At 59.8% G+C, this 17,180-nt stretch carries 18 protein-coding genes and 3 pseudogenes; 7 read left to right on the forward strand and 14 right to left on the reverse strand.

Going from position 1 to position 17,180, the window contains the following annotated elements; genetic code table 11:
* Both A9D60_RS27400 and A9D60_RS20030 read left to right on the forward strand, forming a co-directional pair.
* Complete coding sequence (locus A9D60_RS27400) at positions 1-69, forward strand: SEC-C metal-binding domain-containing protein (protein ID WP_141117991.1); 69 nt, start codon at positions 1-3, stop codon at positions 67-69.
* Between the two features lie 348 nt (positions 70-417).
* Positions 418-810, forward strand: a pseudogene (locus A9D60_RS20030) (molybdopterin-dependent oxidoreductase); the annotation flags it as partial.
* A 634-nt stretch (positions 811-1,444) separates the two neighbouring features.
* Here the strand turns inward: A9D60_RS20030 and A9D60_RS20035 are convergent.
* The 3 genes and pseudogenes from A9D60_RS20035 to A9D60_RS20045 form a co-directional block, all read right to left on the reverse strand.
* Positions 1,445-1,924 (reverse strand): annotated as a pseudogene (locus tag A9D60_RS20035) (aminotransferase class I/II-fold pyridoxal phosphate-dependent enzyme); the annotation flags it as partial.
* 267 nt (positions 1,925-2,191) lie between these two features.
* Complete coding sequence (locus A9D60_RS20040) at positions 2,192-2,716, reverse strand: redoxin domain-containing protein (RefSeq protein ID WP_083194281.1); 525 nt, start codon at positions 2,714-2,716, stop codon at positions 2,192-2,194.
* A 57-nt stretch (positions 2,717-2,773) separates the two neighbouring features.
* A complete protein-coding gene (locus A9D60_RS20045; protein WP_065269234.1) occupies positions 2,774-3,523 on the reverse strand; it encodes a hypothetical protein in 750 nt (249 codons plus the stop codon).
* Between the two features lie 85 nt (positions 3,524-3,608).
* Between A9D60_RS20045 and A9D60_RS20050 the strand changes: the two genes are divergently transcribed.
* Entirely contained in the window at positions 3,609-4,151 is a 543-nt protein-coding gene (locus tag A9D60_RS20050) for a MarR family winged helix-turn-helix transcriptional regulator (RefSeq protein WP_065269235.1), read from the forward strand.
* Between the two features lie 370 nt (positions 4,152-4,521).
* On the opposite strand, the gene A9D60_RS27405 is transcribed toward A9D60_RS20050, so the two are convergent.
* From A9D60_RS27405 to A9D60_RS20085, 7 genes are all read right to left on the reverse strand, one after another.
* Positions 4,522-4,638 (reverse strand): SEC-C metal-binding domain-containing protein, encoded by a 117-nt coding sequence (locus A9D60_RS27405; protein WP_083194282.1) that lies wholly within the window; start codon positions 4,636-4,638, stop codon positions 4,522-4,524.
* Positions 4,639-4,903: 265 nt separating this feature from the next.
* Complete coding sequence (locus tag A9D60_RS20060) at positions 4,904-5,917, reverse strand: zinc-binding alcohol dehydrogenase family protein (protein WP_065269237.1); 1,014 nt, start codon at positions 5,915-5,917, stop codon at positions 4,904-4,906.
* 539 nt (positions 5,918-6,456) lie between these two features.
* Entirely contained in the window at positions 6,457-7,239 is a 783-nt protein-coding gene (locus A9D60_RS20065) for an SDR family NAD(P)-dependent oxidoreductase (protein ID WP_065269238.1), read from the reverse strand.
* Positions 7,239-8,219, reverse strand: a complete 981-nt coding sequence (locus A9D60_RS20070) for an LLM class oxidoreductase (protein ID WP_065269239.1) — start codon at positions 8,217-8,219, stop codon at positions 7,239-7,241. The genes A9D60_RS20065 and A9D60_RS20070 overlap by 1 nt, the downstream gene beginning before the upstream one ends.
* A 76-nt stretch (positions 8,220-8,295) precedes the next feature.
* Positions 8,296-8,598, reverse strand: coding sequence for a DUF1330 domain-containing protein (locus A9D60_RS20075; protein ID WP_065269240.1), 303 nt, complete (start codon positions 8,596-8,598; stop codon positions 8,296-8,298).
* A gap of 48 nt (positions 8,599-8,646) precedes the next feature.
* Positions 8,647-9,000 carry a putative quinol monooxygenase gene (locus A9D60_RS20080; protein ID WP_065269241.1) on the reverse strand — a complete coding sequence of 118 codons (354 nt, stop codon included), beginning with the start codon at positions 8,998-9,000 and terminating at the stop codon, positions 8,647-8,649.
* Between the two features lie 300 nt (positions 9,001-9,300).
* Positions 9,301-9,900, reverse strand: a complete 600-nt coding sequence (locus A9D60_RS20085) for a short chain dehydrogenase (RefSeq protein WP_065269242.1) — start codon at positions 9,898-9,900, stop codon at positions 9,301-9,303.
* Between the two features lie 141 nt (positions 9,901-10,041).
* On the opposite strand from A9D60_RS20085, the gene A9D60_RS20090 reads away from it, so the two are divergent.
* Entirely contained in the window at positions 10,042-10,944 is a 903-nt protein-coding gene (locus A9D60_RS20090) for a LysR family transcriptional regulator (protein WP_065269243.1), read from the forward strand.
* 16 nt (positions 10,945-10,960) lie between these two features.
* Here the strand turns inward: A9D60_RS20090 and A9D60_RS20095 are convergent, their stop codons facing one another.
* On the reverse strand, positions 10,961-11,869 hold the full coding sequence (locus A9D60_RS20095; protein ID WP_065269244.1) for a LysR family transcriptional regulator: 909 nt from the start codon (positions 11,867-11,869) through the stop codon (positions 10,961-10,963).
* Positions 11,870-12,073: 204 nt separating this feature from the next.
* Between A9D60_RS20095 and A9D60_RS20100 the strand changes: the two genes are divergently transcribed.
* Positions 12,074-12,853, forward strand: a complete 780-nt coding sequence (locus tag A9D60_RS20100; protein ID WP_065269245.1) for a CmcJ/NvfI family oxidoreductase — start codon at positions 12,074-12,076, stop codon at positions 12,851-12,853.
* A gap of 64 nt (positions 12,854-12,917) precedes the next feature.
* Positions 12,918-13,161, forward strand: a pseudogene (locus A9D60_RS26685) (transposase); the annotation flags it as partial.
* Positions 13,162-13,489: 328 nt separating this feature from the next.
* Here the strand turns inward: A9D60_RS26685 and A9D60_RS20105 are convergent.
* On the reverse strand, positions 13,490-14,857 hold the full coding sequence (locus tag A9D60_RS20105) for an NCS1 family transporter (RefSeq protein WP_254656751.1): 1,368 nt from the start codon (positions 14,855-14,857) through the stop codon (positions 13,490-13,492).
* A 22-nt stretch (positions 14,858-14,879) separates the two neighbouring features.
* A complete protein-coding gene (locus A9D60_RS20110) occupies positions 14,880-15,578 on the reverse strand; it encodes an aspartate/glutamate racemase family protein (protein ID WP_065269246.1) in 699 nt (232 codons plus the stop codon).
* Positions 15,579-15,712: 134 nt separating this feature from the next.
* Here A9D60_RS20110 and A9D60_RS20115 point away from each other — a divergent pair, with 134 nt between their 5' ends.
* Entirely contained in the window at positions 15,713-16,399 is a 687-nt protein-coding gene (locus A9D60_RS20115; protein WP_065269247.1) for a GntR family transcriptional regulator, read from the forward strand.
* A 327-nt stretch (positions 16,400-16,726) separates the two neighbouring features.
* On the opposite strand, the gene A9D60_RS20120 is transcribed toward A9D60_RS20115, so the two are convergent.
* Complete coding sequence (locus tag A9D60_RS20120) at positions 16,727-17,131, reverse strand: class I SAM-dependent methyltransferase (RefSeq protein WP_254656753.1); 405 nt, start codon at positions 17,129-17,131, stop codon at positions 16,727-16,729.
* Between the last annotated feature and the right edge of the window lie 49 nt (positions 17,132-17,180).

Raw genomic sequence — 17,180 nt, forward strand, 5'->3', positions numbered from 1 at the left:
ATAGGCCGAAACGAACCCTGTCCTTGCGGGTCGGGTAAGAAGTTCAAGCAGTGTTGCGGGCGGGGGTAAGAAGTTCAAGCAGTGTTGCGGGCGGCGTTCCATGCTGCACTGACCCGTTCGCACCTAATGTGATCCGAGGCGGATGATTGCAATCGCGTTGCAAATAATCTGATCTCATTCGCAATTAATGTGAGTTTGAGCCCCCGGATAGACGCAAACAATTCGAGCGAAAATTCACGATGATTGCAAGCCGAACTCTGGATAAGTGCAATCCGCTACAGCTACACTTCTGACTGCCGGCGCCGCGGCTGCTCCGGCGGCAGACGCTGCAAAGGCCAGGGAATTCCCGGACAACATGCTTCATCCGGGCGCCGAAGTGAGGTTTATGGCAGCCCATCGTAGCAAGAGTCCGGCGTTGACCCAAAGGCCAAATGGGTCATTGCCGTTGGCGCGGATGCGGGCGGGCTGTCACGCAGCATCCGGCTGGCGAAACTGATGGATGATGCGATCATCGCGCTCTATCAGAACAGCAAGCGGCTGCACCCGGCGCAGGGCTACCCGATGCGCCTGTTCCTGCCCGGCTGGGAAGGCAACACCAGCGTCAAGTGGCTGCACCGGCTGGAAGTCACCAACCTCCCCGCCTTCACCCGCGAGGAAAGCCGCCACTACAGCGAAACTCTGGCGGATGGTTCCATCGAAGGGTTCAGCATTTACATGCGGACCAAGTCGGTCATCACCTTTCCGGCAGTGGGGCAGGCTCTGCACGACACGGGTTATTATCAAGTGGCCGGTCTCGCCTGGTCCGGCTAAGGCCGGATCAGCAAGGTTAAGGTTTCCGACAACGGCGGCAGGACCTGGGTGCCTGCGGAACTCGAAGGCCCGGTGCTCAGCAAAGCGCTGACCCGCTTCACCCTGCCGTGGTGCTGTAACGGCGATCCCGCGCGTTTGCAAAGCCGGGCAACGGACGAACGGGGCAACACCTAGCCCACCCATCAGGAATGGAAGAGCCGCTACCTTGAGGCAGCCGCAACCATCTCAAGGCCATTTAGGCTGACATAAGCCAGTCACCAAGCTCGTTTGATTGCAAACTCTGATCTTGATGCCGTGTTTCAGGCACAGTCCTGCCGGCGGGTTCCGCGATCATTGGCGGCACTCTGTCTGTCCGCACGCCAGTCCGCGGCCAGCCTTTGCAGCAACCATAACAGCTGCGCCTGCAGGACCGCGCCACTCACTCAGGCAGTTATTGGACGCTTAAGGCTGAGGTGCCTGCGCGGGATGGTCGCTGCGTCCCGCACGGACGGATCGGAAGGCCTTGGGGTCGAAGGGGCCGGGAGATTGCAAACGCGTTTGCCGGATCTTCCAGCCCAAGTTGGCTGCTGGCGATGACAGTACGGGGTCGGTCTCAGCAGCAGCTATCTGATTTGGGAGTGCAGGCAGCCGGGGCTCAATCAGATGCGCCAGAGCTGTCGATCACCGTTTTGAACTGCTTGAATGCGGTTTCGATATCGGCCCGGGGGGCTGCGATGTTCACCTGGATGAAACGGGTTGCCTTCTGATCAAACCAGGTGCCAGGTGTGGCACCAAATCCGGACTCGCTGAGCTTTGCCTTCAAGGCGTCGCCCTCAAGGCCTGTTGCCGAACAGTCGAGCCAAACCTGATACGTGCCTTCAACCGGTGACATATTGATTGCAGGAAGTTCCTCTTTCAAGAAACCATCGATCCTATTCACGGTGCCTTCCAGATAGGCGATCAGTTCGCCCACCCAGGCATCGCCTTCTTCATAGGCCGCAATGGTTGCTGCCAGGGTAAAGGCGTTGCTGTGCGTCAGATACATGGAGGCGGCGGTTTTCTTTAAGCGCTCCAGAATACCGGCGTTCTCCGTATAGACGTAACCATTCGAGATGCAGTGCAGACCGAAAGTCTTGGTCGGGGATGAAACTCATTCAGAAGCCCTGAGCGAAGCAGGCGTTGGGATCGTGCGCAGGATCGAGAAAGATGAAGACATTTTTCCTACCTGATCAACCGCTTCCGAGTTGCGCATCCGCACACCCGATCGCTGCGGGCAGGGCATGATGCTGCCCTGCTGTCAGCCCGGCACACAGGGCTTCAGATGGGCCGTGAGCTTTTCAGGTGCCAGCAGCAGGTCCCGGTAAACCGGTGTTCCCTCCAAACAGAATTTCCGGCATGCCAGTCACACCGGGCAGCCACCGTCATCGCACTTGCCGGAAACTTCGGTCCTGGGCGAGGTGGTAGTTGAGGCAGCCCTGGTTGCAAGCAGATAGCCAATCTCCGCCCCTAGCTGCAGTTCTGAAACCTGGCCGAAATGATGCGCCGCAATCCGGCCGGCCTGATCCAGAAGGATAAGGCTGGGTGTCCCGCGCATCCCGTAGGCGGACATGGTTTCCGGCAGCGGGCCAGCCCCCTGCGTGTCGACCGCCACAGGGAACGTGATGCGGTACTCATGCAAAAAGGCCTTCAGCGATACAGGTGTCATGGCGTCATGGTGCTCGAAAACAGTGTGCAGACCGATCACCGCAACTTTATCGCTCGGAAAGTGCCGCTGTACTTTCTGCGCCAGTGGAATGCCATGCAAGACACACCCGGGGCACAGCATCTGGAAGGCCTCGATCAGCACGGCCTTCCCTTTCAAATCTGAAAGCCTGAGGTCTTTATTAGTGTTGAACCATTCGGATACCTGCAATTCTGGCGCTTGCATTTGCTTTCTCCTCAATTAAAGGCAGCCGCTTTGCTTGCGGCGGCTGCCCGGTGCGGATTATTGAAGCGTGCCGGGCAGGCTCAGGTCGCCTGAGGCAACATCGAAGACATTGGTGACACAGAGCAGCGGGGCATGAATGTTTGCATTCACCCGCAAGGCGGATGTGACGCCGTCATAGGCAACGCCATCCAGCTGAACATCGCTGGCAAATCCGGCGTTCACCTTGATTTCCGGCCCGTCAAACAGCGGTGTGAAGCCCGGGCTGTCCAGGAAGACCGGGAACCCCGGCCATGTCGCGGGCAGTTTGGGCGCGGTTCCTTCGGCAATGTCGCGAACGGACAGCGCGCCCGGGCCGCAGGCTTCTGTCGGGGTCAGCACCACCCAATGGCTGTGCCATTCGACACCGTCATTGGCCGGGTCGCCGTCGCCGTTCTCATCATAAAGCGGCGTGTCGTCGAAATCCGGGTGGCTGGTTGCGGCCAGCGCAAGAATTCCGGCGCCGCCCTCGAACCCCACTGCAGAAGGGTCCAGAGAGGTCGGCCACACATAAGACCAGACATCTGCACCGCCAACCGTCCCGCCCGCGGCCGGGACCGAGGCGCCTGCGGTGCCGGCAGTGGTCATGTGGAAGGTCACGGTATTGCCATCGCGATGCGCATGCGCCGCCAGAATGTCAAAATCCGCCGCCTTGCCAGAATCGGCAGAGGACATGACGGCCCCCTCCTGATGCAGGGCGTGGTCGCCGCCCGCGATAGCGGCGGAGGCTGTGAAGGCAGCAGCGGCAAACACTGCAAAAGACAGTTTCATGATCGTCTCCTGTTATTTAATAGCGACTCGCTATCAAATGGAGGGACGGATTGCAACTTTAATTTCGACTCGCTATTGATTGCCTATGAAAAACGATCACGGCATCCGCATCCTCATCAACCGTCTTGCCAGGATAGATTCCGCGGGTGGCTGGATCGGGGACCTGAACCCGACTCAAAAGGCCGCGCTCGAGTATCTGTCTGAAGCCAATCAGTTTTCCCGGTCCCCGTCGCATGTGGCCGAGTATCTCGGAACAACGCGCGGCACGATGTCCCAGACGCTGAAGGCGCTGGTGCGCAAGGGGTATGCCACTGAACGGCGGCAGGACTCCGATCAGCGGTCAATATCCTATGCGCTCACCGGGGCAGGTCTTGCAGCAGTGGAGCAGGCGAACCCGATCGCCAAGGCCATCGGCAGCCTGCCGCCGGATGTTCAGCGCGGTCTCGAAGATGGACTGACGCAAAGCCTGAAAATGGCATTGGCAGCCAACGGAGGCCACTCTTTCGGCCGTTGCCGGACCTGCGCCTACCATGATGCCAGCTCAGAACACGGCTTCTGCACCTTGCTGGGGCTTGCTTTGGCGGCTGGGGAAAAACACAAGATTTGCATCGAGCACAAAGAGGTCTGAATGACACATCCTGACCTGTCGGCAGAAATCGGCGGCATTATCTTTGGCACTTTCCGGACCCGCTGAGAGGGGAACGCACCCTCGGCCATTCGAAAGGACGAGGTGCCCGGCCGCCAGGCCGCCACGCTGACCGGGTTTACAGGCGGTGCGCAGGCGGACCTGACGGTGCATGGCGGCGAGGAAAAGGCGGTTCATCACTATGTGTAGCGGCTTGCATGTATCCTGAGTTTGGATTGCAAACATCGCAGATTTTTGCTCGAATTAACTGCGACTACTTGGGTGTTCAAACTCACATTATTTGCGAACGAGATCAGATTGTCTGCGAAGGGCTTGCAATAATCCGCTTCGGATCACGTTAAATGCGCTTGGTTCAGTGCAGCATGGAGCGTCGTCCACAGCACTGCTTGAACTTCTTCCCGGACCCGCAAGGGCAGGGTTCGTTGAAGGTTTCCAGACGCGGTAAACAGACAAAGCGCAGCGTATTCAACGAGTGAGCCCAAACTACTGCGTGCTAGCGGAGCCTTCGCCGCAGCCGCAAAACGCCATACTGCAGGTGTCAGAATCTGCAATTGAGCGGAGCCACCCCAACCAACTGAATGACAGTGTTCCCGTCTGCGTAGAGCCGTGCGCCCGGGAATGGCAATGCCGGACGCGAGGCGGTGCGTAGGCCCAGCATCTCTTCGTACCACGCCACCATCTTCTCCAGTTGCGTGGTTTGAATGTTGAGTTGATCGAGCCTGCGCACCTGTGTCTTAGAACCCTTCCAGAGTAATCTTGCCCTTGGCCTTGCCTCTTTCGATCAAAGCATGTGCACGCATGAGGTTTGCGGCATTGATCGTACCGAAGCTCTCAGTGGCGGTGGACCGGATCTTACCCGCGTCGATCAAGCCAGCCACGGTATCAAGGATGTCAGCCTGGCGGGCGATGTCTTCGGTGGTGAAAAGAGACCGGGTGAACATCAGTTCCCAGTGGATCGAAACGGCCTTGCCTTTGAACGGCATGATATCAAAGCCTTTGGGGTCGTCGATGAGGCCGAACCGGCCCTGCGGTGCGATGAACTCGGCGATTTGCGGCACATAGGTCTCGGAGTAGTTGGTCGAGAACACGAAGGCGGGCGCGCCAATCCCGAGCGCTGCGATCTGTTCAGGCAGTGGTTTGGAATGGTCGACAACGTAGTGCGCGCCGAGTTCTTTCACCCAGTCCTGCGTTTCAGGACGCGAGGCGGTCGCGATGATCTTCAGATCGGTCTGTTCGCGCAGGAGCTGGATGGCGATGGAGCCCACGCCGCCAGCACCTCCGATGATGACGATGGCATTGGCCGCACCGGGCACCGGATCGGTCACCTTGAGCCGGTCAAAGATCATCTCTTGTGCGGTCAGAGTCGTCAGCGGCAGGGCGGCCGCGGCGGCCGTGGAAATGGACTTGGGTGCGTGGCCTACGATGCGCGCGTCGACCAAGTGGTATTCCGAATTGGTGCCGGGGCGGTTGATCGCCCCCGCGTACCAGACCTTGTCACCGGTTTTGAACCGCGTGACCTGATCGCCAGTCTCAACGACCTCACCTGCGGCATCCCATCCGAGAATGACAGGCGTGCCGCCTTCGGCTGGGCGGTTGGAGCGGACCTTTGTGTCGACCGGGTTGACCGAGACGGCAGAAACCTTGACCAGAATATCATGGCCGGTGGCCGTTGGTTTTGCGATGTCCAGATCGATCAGCGCATCGTCGCGATCAACGGAACCAGACGTTGTGTAGCCGATTGCTTTCATGGGTATTGTCCTTTCAGGGGTTGTTCAGTGGCCCAACCGCCCAGGCGCGAGCGGCGGAAGGCAAAAAATGTAGTAAGGGCTGCCTTGCGTTCTTCACCGCCGTTGAATTCGACCGCTTCAGACACTTGGGCGGCGGAGACATACGTGTGGCCATCGGACGCATAGCTGACCCCGTCGTGCCCAGGTCGTCCACCTTCAGCACACGGCGCGTCTTGGCGCACTTGCGGGGGCGTTTCGGGCAGGGTTTCTTGGTCATACAAACGCCTAAAGCTACGTGAACACAGTTCAAGCTGCCTCCTGTCGGATTCTTCTACGTCCAATGCCTTCCCGTCACCCAGCATTTGGATAAGGCCGACCTAAAGCCCGGATGGTTTTTTTTGAGTTTCTGTTCAATGAATTCGTCCGGGAAACGCCCCACCGGATCCCTTCCTGTTCCGCACAATTCTAGCAGGCAATGGCTGTCAGTTAGCCGATCATCCGAAGACACGAGGAGGTCATGGACCGGTCGGTCCGGGGCGAAGGGACCGACAGACGTTTTTTCAGCCCTGTGCCGCCAGCGTATCAAGCGCCTCAACCAGAGCCCGGTTTGTCGCCGACTGCATCACAAAGGGATGCGGATCAGCGAAACAACCGCTGTCATTGTCAAAATAGGCCCCGGACTTATCGGCAAAGGCCGGATCCAGCGCCGCGTCGCGCAGGATCGCGGCCCCAATAGCGATATCGTTGCCAGCAATGCCGTAGCCTTCCTGAACCATTTTGGTCGCCAACAAGGAACCCGGGTTAATCGCCAGAAACACAGGCCCGTTGGGCGCTGCCGCGGCGAGGGCGCGGGTCCAGCCAGTCAGCGCCAGCTTGCTCTGCGAATATGCCTCTTGCGCCGCCAACCGCTGCTCGCCTCGCAGCGCCTCAAGGGAGAATGGCGCCTGTGCTGCGGACGACAGATTGACCACCCGACCTGTAGCAGGCATCGCGGGCACCAGTGCTTTCGTCAGAGCATAGGGTGCGATGGTGTTGACCATAAAGCGGATGTCATACCCTTCCTCGGTCACCGCCTGCGGCGTCTTGAAAACGCCTGCGTTGTTGATGAGCACATCCAATTGCCCGATTTCACGACGCACGGCCTCGGCCAGTGCATTAGCGCCCGCGATCGACGACAGATCGGCGATAAACCCTGTTTCTGCACCTGTTTCAGCCTTTGCCGTCGCCAATTTGTCGGCACTGCGCCCATGCAACAGAACGCGTTGGCCTTCGCCGACAAGACTGCGGGCTGTTTGAAGCCCGATCCCGTCGGTGGAGCCTGTGATAAGTATGGTCTTGGTCATCAGTCGTGATCCTTGTGTGAAAACTCGGGCAACAGTTCGGCGGCCAATCGCTCCATGGTGGTCTCAACCGCGCCAGAGGTGAAACGCAGGTTCAAGGCCACGTGGTTGACGCCGATGGCTTCGAGTTGTTTGAGGTAATCGAGGAGTGCGGACATTCCGGAGCGGAAGCCAAGATGAATAGGTCGCGCCGGTTCAGCGGGATCGTCTGCCAGATCGATATATAGCGACTGCATCACCGGTTTGTCCGGCAGCCCAGCGGCGCGGACCTGCGTGCGATAAGAGGCAACCACATCTTGCCGCTGGCGGATCGGGCGGGGATAGGTCATCCAACCATCCCCGTTTTGCGCGATCCACTGCGGCGATTGCCGGCTGCCCCCCGTGATCAATAGCGGCAGACGCTGCCCCTGTGGCTTTGGCAATATGTCGATTGCGCCTGACAGATGGCCTTGGGCAAACTGCGCCTGCGGATAGGCCTCTGCCATGGCCCGGATATACCCAATGCTGTCGCGGAACCGCGCCCCACGGTCGGCAAAGCTCTGGTTCAGGGCCGGGTATTCCTCCGGGCGGTCGCCCGACGCGGCACCAAGCAGTAAGCGCCCGCCTGACAGCACATCCGCCGTGGCAGCCGCTTTGGCAACATGTGCGGGATGGCGCAGTGGCAGCACGACACTCGCAACACCCAGCGCAATGTCGCGGGTGATTTGTCCCAGCGTCCCAAGATAAACGAAGGGGTCAAACATCTGCCCCACGTCGCCAAAGGACGGCACGTTGAAAGGCACGTCGCGCAACCAAAGCGCGGCAAAACCCAAGGCGTCCGCCAACTGAGCGCGCGCAAGGTGGCCGGTCATGTCCGGCTGCGGGCTGTCGCCATGCGCATCCAGTGGAACCACCAGCCCAAGCGTCAACCGACCGGGGCGAAAGACCTCGTTATAGGCCCTGTTCAGGCGTTGAAAGCTGCTCTTCTTGTTCCAGTCCAACATCTGGCCACTCCTGTCGTCTGCGGCCGGAGGCTTGGGGTAAAGCCTCCGGTTCTGGGTTATGTCGGCGCGGTGAGCCTCAGGCGAGATCGTCCTTTCCGTCGATCAGGTAATGGTGGCTGACGGAGCCGGCGGTGCGTGCTTCAAGGTGGGGCGCGTAGGCGTCATCCGCCATAAAGGCGAGCGCACTTTCACGCGAAGGCCATTCGATGATGATGCGCAGCGCAGCCGGCTGAGTGCCACCTTCGACCTGCTCGTGGCTCGCGGTGCGGGCTAGGTATTTACCGCCATAGGCTGCGACGCGGGCGTTGGCGGTGGGCAGGTAGCCGGGGATCCAGTCTTCGCTGGTCGGGGTCACGTCGAGTACGGAATAATAGGCCAATTTCAGGTCTCCTGAGGTTTAGGTGTTCTGGCGAGGGTGTTGTGGGGATCAGCGGGCAAAGCCGTTGATCTGCTTCAGCAGCTTCGGCGCCAAAGCAGCGTGCCGCTCGCGCACATCGGTCGGCACTTCACCGAGGTGCACCATCCGGGTCGCGGGGGCTGCCGCCAGCCAGCGCTCGGCATAGCGGTCCCAGTTGGTGATGTGGATATGGGCGCTTTCTGCATTGGCAAAGCGTTCCCAGATCAGCACGTCGCCGTCGTCGGACACGAAATACTGGTAGTTCAGCGTGCCACCTTCCTTGCGGGTCTCGCTGACGATCTCCTGGGCGACGGCCTCAAATTCGGCGCGCTTGCCTGCGGCAATCTTAGCTTCGACGATCCAACCGATATGCGGTTCGGACATGGGCTTTCTCCTTCATTTGGTGTCCAGGACCCTTGTGTCCCGAGGCATGAGGAGAAGATGATGCATCTCTCGATCTAAATAAACGCAGCCCATTTCGTATCTGAATTCGTGTTTTCAATATAATGGCGGCGAAGTGTGAGGATGCTGATCGACCACCCGGGGGACGCGTGCGCCTCGGCGGCGACAAGACTTCTATGATCCCTACCGGGCCTTGCAGCGCCGTCGATGCGGAGAAAAGACAAAGAAAAACCCCGCCGGGACATCGGCGGGGTTTCATTTTGTCAGGCCCATGGGAACCCGTCAGAGGAAATCCCGAACGTCAAGGATCTGACCGCTGACATCTGACAGCACCGCATGGCGATACGCTTTCGCTGTATCGGCTGCGGATATGCCGCTGGTGCTGTCCATGCCCATCGCCTCCATGGTCTCATTGACGAAACGCGGACTGACCGCGTTCACGCGCAGGGCCCGACCGGTTTCTGTCGCAGCCGTCATGGCAAAGGACTCAAGTCCCCCATTCACGGCCGCGACCAAGGCCGCACCCGGCATCGGCTCACGCGAGACGACACCGGTGGTGACGGTAAAACTGCCGCCTTCATGGATATAGGGTCTCGCAATGCGGTACAGGTTCATGTTGCCTAACAGCTTATTGGTGACGACATGAGCGAAATCGGCTTCGGTCAGCGTGTCGAGCGGACCAAAGACAATGTCGCCCGCAGTCGAGATCACAGCGTCGACTTTCCCAACTTTCTGAAACAACGCCTCTAGGCTGTCGTAATTGTCGAGATCAGCCTGATAGGCGCCGCGGGTCTTACCCACCGCCACCACGTCGTGATCGCTCAGATGTGCTGCAACAGCGGCGCCGATTGTGCCAGTGGCGCCAAGAAGAAGAATTTTCATTAGGGGACCTCATAAGAGTTAAATGCTTGGTCAACCATCTATGGCTTTCTCAAATCGAGAAAAATAACTGGGTTTGGAATATAGTTTTCAGTTATTCTGAAAACTGAGCTTTTGAACTGAGCAGGTAAGAAGACCCGACCGATGGATTTACTGCGTTCGATCGAAGTATTTATGGCGGTGGTGGAGCAAGGCAGCTTCAGCCGTGCGGCGGAACGCCTGAATCTGGTGCCTTCGGCTGTCAGCCGGCAAGTGAGCGAGTTGGAGACCTGGTTTGGCTTGCGGCTGTTACATCGCACCACCCGCGCCCTGAGTCTGACAGAAGACGGCAAGCTGTATCTGGAGCGGTTGCAACACCTCCGAGATCAGGTCGAGGGGCTAAAGGCCGAGCGCAGCCAGCCACCACGGCTGACCGGGACGATCCGGCTGACAACGCCGATGATGATCGGACAATATGTGCTGCCTGCTGCGCTGGCGCGGTTTCGTGAGCGGCACCCGCAGGTGACGATCCATCTGACCTTGATGAACCGAAAGGCGGATCTGGTGGCCGAGGGCTTCGACCTCGGGGTGCGAGCAGGGTATTTGGCACCAAGCACGATGATCGYGCGGCCAATCGGGACACTGGCGATGRAAACTGTAGCAAGCCCGGACTACCTGTCGCACCAAGGGGTGCCGCGCGCCCCGGCGGATTTGGCAGCTCACCACTGTCTTATCAATGCGACCGCCGATGAGCCTGCCCGCTGGCGTTATCAAATCGACGGCAAGGAAGCGATTATCAAGGTAACTGAAACGCTTGTTGCTAACGACCCGATCTGTCTCAAAGCGCTGGCCTTGGCTGGTCAAGGGGTGCTGAGGTTGCCCGGCATCTACCTGAACGATGATCTCGCCGCAGGTCGGTTGGTCGCCCTGCTGGACCCTTTTGAGGCCGCGCCAATGCCGGTGCATATTCTATATCCGACCCGGCACCTGGTTAATCCCTCTGTGCGGGCTTTCGTCGAGTTCCTATATGAGGATTTTAACCGTCACCCGATCGAGGAGCGCCTGTGAAACCCTTAGCGCCTGCCTAATCGTTGAACCACTCCGGTCGGTTGCCAAGTTTCTCAATCAGAAAGTCAATGAAGATACGGGTCTTCGGTGTCAGCACATTGGACCGCGGATAGAGCAGCCACAACACGGAGTGATCGTTGGACCGCCACTCGGGCAGCACGCGCACCAATCGCCCGCGCTTTATTTCATGCGCAACACTCCAGAGCGAGTTGGTCGAAATCCCAAGCCCGGCGAGCGTCGCTTCGCGCTGCGCATCCCCATCGTCGAGGATCAGCTGACAGCGCATGTCCTGCGGGGTGATCGTTGCCGTTGTGCCATCCCGATGTATGAAATGACGCTGTGCAAGGCTGCTCCACGAAATATAGTCGTGTCCGGCCAGCTCTGCGGGCACCCTTGGCGTGCCGCGCTGCTCCAGGTAGGACGGCGAGGCCACCAGAAAACGCGGGTCATCCGAAAGTTTACGCCCCTTCATGCTGCTGTCGGTCAGCGGCCCGCTGCGCAACGCAAGGTCGAAGCTGCCTTCGATGGTGTCAAAGCGCGTGTCAGACAACCGCAGATCGAGCGACAGACCGGGATAGCTGGCGCAGAATTCCGGCAGGATCGGCATAATGTGCAACTGGGCAAAGCTACTTGGTGCTGCAAACCGCAAGGTGCCCGTCGCGCCTCCCTTTACACCACCAAGAGCCGCCAGCGCAGCGTCGCTCTGCGCGAGGATCTCACGCGCATAGGGCAGGAAATCCGATCCTTCGAGCGAGAGCGAGACTTTGCGCGTCGTCCGCTTCAGCAGTTCCACCCCAAGCTCGGTCTCCAGCTTGGCCAGTCGGGCGCTGGCCACCGCAGGCGCCAGACCGAGACGGCGACCAGCCGCGGAAATATTGAGTTGCTCTGCCGCCAGCACGAACAAGCGCAAGGCATCGGTATCCATCGCTCTTTATCCACAAAATCCGAAAACTGAACTCCAGATGACCCCGATTTTATTCCATGTCGGCGATGATATTTGCAAGTACGAAGCGTGACCTCTGCCGCGAGACTTCGTGGGGGCAATGACATCACGCACAGCCCCTCTGGCCAGCTGGCAACCGCCAGCCCTTTCGGCCTCGATACAACAGTCCAAGTAAGGAGATATGCGATGGCTTTGACCGGCACAGTCAACTACCTGATCCATAAACCTCAGCGCCAGTCCTTCGAGATCGACGCTGGTGGCATCACTGGTAATATCGTCTCGCCTGAGATGGCCGCCACTGAGGTTGCGCTCAGCGATCTGCGCAGCGGAAGGGCTCAGGTGTCTTTTGCCACCGATGGTGTGGCGTTCAAGGTGCAGCCGACTGCGGTGGATCGGTTTGAAAACGACGACAGCTGGCGCGAGGTTTACGATGCGGAGTTGGTCGCCCTCCTGCGACAAGAGCTTGATGCACGCGAGGTGATCGTTTTTGACCATACGCTCCGTGTGGATGACCCCGAGGCCAGCCGTTGCCCGGCTCGCAACGTCCATAGCGACTATAGTCGTCAGGGGGCAGAGGCACGTCTGGTCAGCCTGCTGGGCAAAGACCGGGCCAGCGCATGGGCCGAGGGACATTATGCCTTCATCAATGTCTGGCGTCCGGTCGCAGCCCCGATCAACAGCGCGCCGCTCGGGTTTGTGCGCCCGTCCAGCGTCGCAGCCGAGGACTGGATCTTGCTGGATCTGATCTACCCCGGTCGGGTCGGGTCGATCATGGGTCTGGCGGCCAATCCGGCGCACGACTGGGTCTACCAGTCGCGGATGACCCCAGAGGAGATCGTCTATTTCAACATCTACGACAACCGTGATCGTCCTTCGGTGGCTCATAGCGCCATTGATCTGGTCGAGAACCCGAGCGTCAGCGCGGTCCGCAAAAGCTTGGAAAGCCGGACATTGATCCGTTTTTGAACTGGCGTTGTTGCACAAATCCAAGGGGATTCATCGCGTGTATCCGGCATGCGAGCCGGGCAGCATGAACAGATCTCCGAAGACAGCGTACAAGAAGACCAACTGGAAGTGTTACAATCAGACGCTGAGGCAAGGCGGATCGCGGACTGTCTGGTTCGATTCCTCGATGCAATGGGAGGCCATTCTATCTGGGCGTCGCGGCCTCCAATTACTATAGTGACGCGGCCATCCGGGCTTGCCTGACCCTCAAGGTCCTCCTTGGCCTGCCGCTTCGCCTGACGACAGGGTTCTTGGCCAGCCTTCTGGAACCTACCCCTGATCTCCCCCCAGGCTCATTCAGCTTAATAGGAGGTCAACATGTCCCAAGTGATTTTCCTCGATTCGCAGATTCGGGCGAGGCTGGAGCCCATCGCGACCGGCGCAAATCGGATACTTGATGCGCAGCACTGCACCTTGTGACCCGGGTCCTTAGTTTTGGGCATAGGCCTTTCGGCGCTGGACATGTGGGTCACCGCACACCGGGACGCTGTTGTGATGTTTGACATCATGACCGGCTTTGTCCGCGTCGGCCTATCGCCTTGAATGGCGAAGGGGCCCGCGTTTGGCGGGACCCTTCCATAGTTCATTGAAACCAAGTCAGTCCAGGAACCGCTTGGCAGCCGGCAGATGCTGCATCAGCAGGTAGTATGAGATACCGGCGGGCAGCAGGCTGGCGTACCAGGAGATGCCGGAGAAGATCAGCGCTGCTGCAACTCCGATGCCCATGGCGATCACCGCGGCCCAGTTCACACCCTGATAGGGGCCGGTCTCGTCATAAAGCTTGTCCAGATCCAGCTTCTGCTTGCGCAGGACAAAGTAGTCCACCACCAGGATCGCAAAGATCGGGCCCAGGAAGGCGGAATAGGTCTGGATGAACAGGCTGAGGCCGGCGGCGGATTCATCCTTGACCAGCTCCCAGGGGAAGGTGGCGAAGGCCAGCAGGCCGACGATCACCGCAGAGGTCTTGAACTTGATCTTGAAGATATCCATCAGCGCATAGGCCGGCGGCACCACGTTGTTCAGGATGTTGGTGGTGACCTGGGCAAAGGCGATGAACAGCAGGGTGATGACCAGCAGCGGCTTGTTGTCGACAGCGCTGGAGAACACCTTGATCGGGTCCACTTCGCCGGTGGCGCCGGAGACCATCAGGCCGATCAGCCCCATGAACAGCGTCGCAGGCAGGATCGAGTTGGCATAGATCGCCACCTGGCGGAACGGGCCGACGTTATGGYGCAGCTCGCGCGAGTAGTCCGACACGTTCAGCATCATGGTGCTGTAGATGCCCAGGAACAGCATGGTGGCTCCCCAGAACGGCGCGCCCCAGGTGCCTTCGACATTGACCAGATTGGCCGAGATCTCTTCGCCGTATTTGCTGATCACGCTGAAGAACATGTAGACCAGCGAGCCGATGATGAAGACAGAGCCGATGTTCTCCAGCCATTTGATGCCGTGGAAGCCCAGCACCGACAGGCCGATCTGCAACAGCTGGAATCCGATGAAGAACACCACGATGTTGTCGTAGCCGAACAGCGTGTCGGAGACGAGGTTCAGGGCGCCTGCGCCGATCCAGCTCTGGAAGCCGAACCAGACGATGGCGGGAACGGAACGCACCAGCGCGGGCAGGCGGGCGCCGGCAAAGCCGAAGGCAGAGCGCGCCTGCACCATGAAAGGGATGCCGTATTTGTGCCCGGCCTGGCCGTTGATCATCAGCGCAAGGCCGATCACGGTGCAGCCGATGGCGATGGCGACAAAGGTCTGCAGCAGGTTCAGCGTGCCCACCAGGCCGGAGCCGATGGTGAAGGTGCCGATCGACACGCAGCCGCCCAGCCAGGCAAACAGGTAGGACCACGGATCCATGATCCGGGTTTCCTGCGGTGCAAGGCTCTCCTCCCCGATGCCCTTGCTGCTGTGGTCCTCGGTTACGCCGCCGGGGCTGGCGGCTTCCAGTTCTGCGTTCATGGTCATGATGTCCTCCCTGACGATACCATTATTTCCGGTTGGGGCGCGCATAGGCGTTGATCTTGCTGGTCTGCAGGCCGCAGCCCGCCAGCGCCTCGATCATCCGCGTTGCCGCGCTGACCCCGTCGATGACGGGAATGCCTGTTTCCTGGCTGAGCCATTGGGTGAGGTCGGCCATGCCGGCGCAGCCCAGGACCACTGCTTCGCAATGGTCCTCCTCGATGGCGCGCAGGATCTCGGCGCGGATCTTCTGGCGCGCGTCTGATCCTTCTTCCTCCAGCGCCAGCACCGGGATCGCGGCTGAGCGTACCCGGCGGCACTGGTGGCTGAGGCCGTAGCCGTGGACCAGATGCTCGATCACCGGCACTGCGCGGGGCAGGGTGGTGACCACGGTGAAGGAGGTTGCCAGCATGCTGGCCGCCTTCACCGCAGCCTCGCAGATGCCCAGCACCGGGCCGGTGGCCAGTTCGCGGCAGGCGCCGATGCCGGGATCGTCGAAACAGGCGACGACAATGCCGTCCACGCCCTGCTCCTCGCCCGCCGCCACCTGCGCCAGCAGGCCGGGCAGCGACATCGCCTCATCGAAATGGCCCTCGATGCTGGCAGGTGCGCCCGCCGCCGTTGCCCCCATGATGGTGACGCCAGGGCTGGCGGCCGCTTCAGCGGCTGCAACGATCTTCTGCGTCATCGACTCGGTTGAGTTGGGATTGACGACCAGGATTTTCATGCGCTCCTCCTTTGTTGTCATTTATTGTTAACAATATTTGATAACACGTCAAGCCGGACGAGCCGCGGCGCCATTGCCAAGCGCTCTGACGGCCCTTAAGTTGCGGCGGTGCAGGAAAACTTTTTTGAGGCTCCATGAAGGATTCTCCCGAAGATCTGATCGTGAATGCGATTCTCGATGCGATTGCCGAACAGCGGCTGCCGGCGGGCACCAAGCTGGGCGAGCAGGCGCTGAGCGATCTGTTTTCCTGCAACCGCGCCAATGTGCGCCGGGCGCTGGCCTCGCTGGCAGCGCAGCAGGTGGTGGAACTGCGCCCGAACCGCGGCGCTTTTGTGATGACGCCCTCGCCCAAGGAGGCGCGCGACATCTTTCAGGCCCGCCGCGCGATTGAGCGCACCATTGCGCGCCACGCCTCGGGGCAGGCCTCGGCAGGGGACATCACCTTTCTGCGGGACAACATCCTGGAGGAGGCCGCGGCGCGCCAAGCGAGCGACAAACCGGCGGAGCTGCGCGCATCACGCCAGTTCCACATGCGGATTGCGAAGATTGCCGGCAATCTGGTGCTGGAGCGGTTCCTGTCGGAGCTGACCATGCGCAGCACCCTGATCCTGGGGCTTTACTCACCCACCGGCAGTTCATCCTGCGCAGAAGATGAGCACGACCGGATCGTCGATGCGCTGGAGGCTGGCAGCACGGATGAACTGGTCCGGCTGGCCGACGAGCACCTGCGCCACCTGGAAGCAGGGTTGAATTTCGACGAACCGCCCGCCGCGCCGATGAGTCTGAGGGAGCAGCTGATGGCTCCAGGCAAGGAGTCGTAGGCCGATTGGGCCAAGGGATTATTAGACAATATTGAATGGATGGCGACGATGCCCGCGGGGCATCGCCTTGTCCCGCGAAGTGTGCGAATTAGTGCTCTCTATGTTGTACTCGCAGCGAATGCCAAGATCTTCCAATCAGCACAGACTACCGGTGCGAACGGTGCTCTGTGATGACGAAAATGCGCGGATACAGGCGAGCATCAATGACCGCTGAGGGCTCTGACCGGTCATTTGCAGCAAAACGAATTACCTTCTGACGACTTCATTAAACAGACATTCCTAGGATGATCTGTCATCGTTTGACTTGGTGCGCACGGCTTTGCCGACTTAGCCGGGCAAATGCACAATGCCGTATTGCGAATAGCCCCGGTACAGTTGACTGCATTGCGCATGTCCCCCGGTTTCCGCAGCAACCGTTTCGAGAGCCCTGCTGAGGTCTAACCGGGGGGTGACATGAAAATTGGCCAGCCAGTGGTTCAGCCCGTTACCGAACCAATGCGGCCAGCCGGCCTGATCCGAAAAATCCAAAACATGAAGCTGCCCGCCGGGAGCCAGATGCGCGCAGGACATGCGCAAGGCGGCCTGCCAGTCAGGGATCATCGAGAGGCCGTAAGAAATGAAGATCCGGTCGAACTTGCTGCGCCGGAAAAGCCGGGCTCCATCAAATCTGCAGGCGTCAGCCTGGGCAAGCTGCACATAGGCTCCGACTTTGTTCCGGGCCGAGGTCAACATTTCAGTGGAGATATCCAGACCGTAGAATGCGGAGTGCGGATACTTGCGT

Origin of the sequence: Leisingera sp. JC1 (genome assembly GCF_001679925.1) — a bacterium.
GTDB lineage: Bacteria > Pseudomonadota > Alphaproteobacteria > Rhodobacterales > Rhodobacteraceae > Leisingera.

Bases quoted from the DNA above. Each gene is read 5' to 3' on its own strand.
- A9D60_RS20040 (WP_083194281.1), bottom strand. From the start codon at position 2,716: ATGCAAGCGCCAGAATTGCAGGTATCCGAATGGTTCAACACTAATAAA.
- A9D60_RS20045 (WP_065269234.1), bottom strand. From the start codon at position 3,523: ATGAAACTGTCTTTTGCAGTGTTTGCCGCTGCTGCCTTCACAGCCTCC.
- A9D60_RS20050 (WP_065269235.1), top strand. From the start codon at position 3,609: ATGAAAAACGATCACGGCATCCGCATCCTCATCAACCGTCTTGCCAGG.
- A9D60_RS20060 (WP_065269237.1), bottom strand. From the start codon at position 5,917: ATGAAAGCAATCGGCTACACAACGTCTGGTTCCGTTGATCGCGACGAT.
- A9D60_RS20065 (WP_065269238.1), bottom strand. From the start codon at position 7,239: ATGACCAAGACCATACTTATCACAGGCTCCACCGACGGGATCGGGCTT.
- A9D60_RS20070 (WP_065269239.1), bottom strand. From the start codon at position 8,219: ATGTTGGACTGGAACAAGAAGAGCAGCTTTCAACGCCTGAACAGGGCC.
- A9D60_RS20080 (WP_065269241.1), bottom strand. From the start codon at position 9,000: ATGTCCGAACCGCATATCGGTTGGATCGTCGAAGCTAAGATTGCCGCA.
- A9D60_RS20085 (WP_065269242.1), bottom strand. From the start codon at position 9,900: ATGAAAATTCTTCTTCTTGGCGCCACTGGCACAATCGGCGCCGCTGTT.
- A9D60_RS20095 (WP_065269244.1), bottom strand. From the start codon at position 11,869: ATGGATACCGATGCCTTGCGCTTGTTCGTGCTGGCGGCAGAGCAACTC.
- A9D60_RS20100 (WP_065269245.1), top strand. From the start codon at position 12,074: ATGGCTTTGACCGGCACAGTCAACTACCTGATCCATAAACCTCAGCGC.
- A9D60_RS20110 (WP_065269246.1), bottom strand. From the start codon at position 15,578: ATGAAAATCCTGGTCGTCAATCCCAACTCAACCGAGTCGATGACGCAG.
- A9D60_RS20115 (WP_065269247.1), top strand. From the start codon at position 15,713: ATGAAGGATTCTCCCGAAGATCTGATCGTGAATGCGATTCTCGATGCG.
- A9D60_RS20120 (WP_254656753.1), bottom strand. From the start codon at position 17,131: ATGTTGACCTCGGCCCGGAACAAAGTCGGAGCCTATGTGCAGCTTGCC.